Origin of the sequence: Lacticaseibacillus pantheris DSM 15945 = JCM 12539 = NBRC 106106, from assembly GCF_001591865.1 — a bacterium.
Classification (GTDB): Bacteria; Bacillota; Bacilli; order Lactobacillales; family Lactobacillaceae; genus Lacticaseibacillus; species Lacticaseibacillus pantheris.
On record NZ_BCVS01000181.1, the window covers coordinates 1 to 1,450 of the forward strand.

Annotated in this window: 2 protein-coding genes; both read right to left on the reverse strand. The window is 46.1% G+C overall.

The features are described 5' to 3' along the window. Positions 1-18: 18 nt before the first annotated feature. Positions 19-876 (reverse strand): IS3 family transposase, encoded by an 858-nt coding sequence (locus LPA02S_RS11330; RefSeq protein WP_082788853.1) that lies wholly within the window; start codon positions 874-876, stop codon positions 19-21. 23 nt (positions 877-899) lie between these two features. Further along, positions 900-1,427 (reverse strand): helix-turn-helix domain-containing protein, encoded by a 528-nt coding sequence (locus LPA02S_RS11335; protein ID WP_056956315.1) that lies wholly within the window; start codon positions 1,425-1,427, stop codon positions 900-902. Positions 1,428-1,450: the final 23 nt, after the last annotated feature.

Genomic DNA, 1,450 nt, shown 5'->3' on the forward strand with positions numbered 1-1,450 from the left:
TGAAGCGCCACACAAAAGTTAGACACTTTTGGAAAGCTTAAACTGTTGTCGGTATTCTCTTGGTGTCAATCCGTTTAGCACCATTGATATTCGATCATTGTTAAACCAACTAGCATATTTTTTAACCGTCTTACGGAGCTCCTGCAGATTTTGAATCTTTAACCGGTTGAGACATTCACGTTTCAAAAGACCAAAGAAACTTTCAATGGGTGCGTTGTCGTGGCAGTTACCTTTCCTAGACATGCTTTGCGTTAAATGTAGTTTTTGTATTTGTCCAATATACCCAGGCATCTCATATTGCCAACCGTGGTCGGAATGAATAATAGAAGCGTGGTTTGAATTTAGGTGTAGCTTGAGTTCCATTAGGCTGGCATGAATCAACTTCTGGTTAGGGGAATTACTTACCGAGATAGCTAGTACTTCTCGGCTGGCCTCATCGGTGATGGAAGAGATGTATCCCCACTCACCGTTAGCTAAACGTACCTGGGTGACGTCAGTGTGGAATACAGTCCGCGGCTGTGTAGCGGTAAATTGCTGCCTTAAGAGATTAGGGGCTGCTTTGCCCACTTCACCTCGATAAGAGCTGTACCGGGATGTGTGTTTAGAGTATATGGCGACCTTGAGTCCCATCTCGCCCATAATCCGGCGAATAGTCTCGGCGCAAAACAAGAATCCTGCCTTAACGGTTTCTACGTGCATCCGGCGGTAGCCGTAGGTCTCATGGCTGCGTGAGAAGGCCCGGGTAATGAACGCTTTAACCTGGGCGTATTTATCCGGCGCCGCGTTGCGCTTTAGACGGTCGTAGTAGGTCGCTCGGGGTAGGGCGATGGACTTCAGTAATTTCCTTAATGGGTACTGCGATCTTAACGATTGCACGATATAAGCCTTCATTTTAGTAGTTAAAGTGTATGTGATTCCTTCGTTAAGGTCGCGAGCACTTTTAAAATGTCACGCTGCATCTTGACATCTTGTAGTTCGTGCTCGAGCCTAATAATCTTGGTCTGATCTCGCTCCAGTTGCGTGGCCATAACTTTTCTCTGATCCTTATTGTGCTGCTTGTGTTTGGTCATTGACGGTAACCCTCCCCGCAAGGTTCTTAGGCCAGCGGCACCATTCGCGCGAAACTCCCGTAACCAGTGATCGACCTGATCATCACTAACTGCGAAATGGACTGCCACTTGGTGTTGACTAACCTCGTGTGTTTCCGCATATTCTACCACTCTAAGCTTAAATTCCTGTGAGTGCCGAAAAGCCCGATGCTCTACGATTACGGACACTAGACCGTGTTGTACGGCGTACGCAACCCAGCACTCAACACTGGATTTACTACCAACGTGATATTTTTTGGCGAGTGCTTGATAAGTAATATCACCCTGAAGATATTCGTTAGCCACCTTAGCTTTGAATTCACTAGAATATTTCGTCATGATAACCTCCTAAAATCATTATG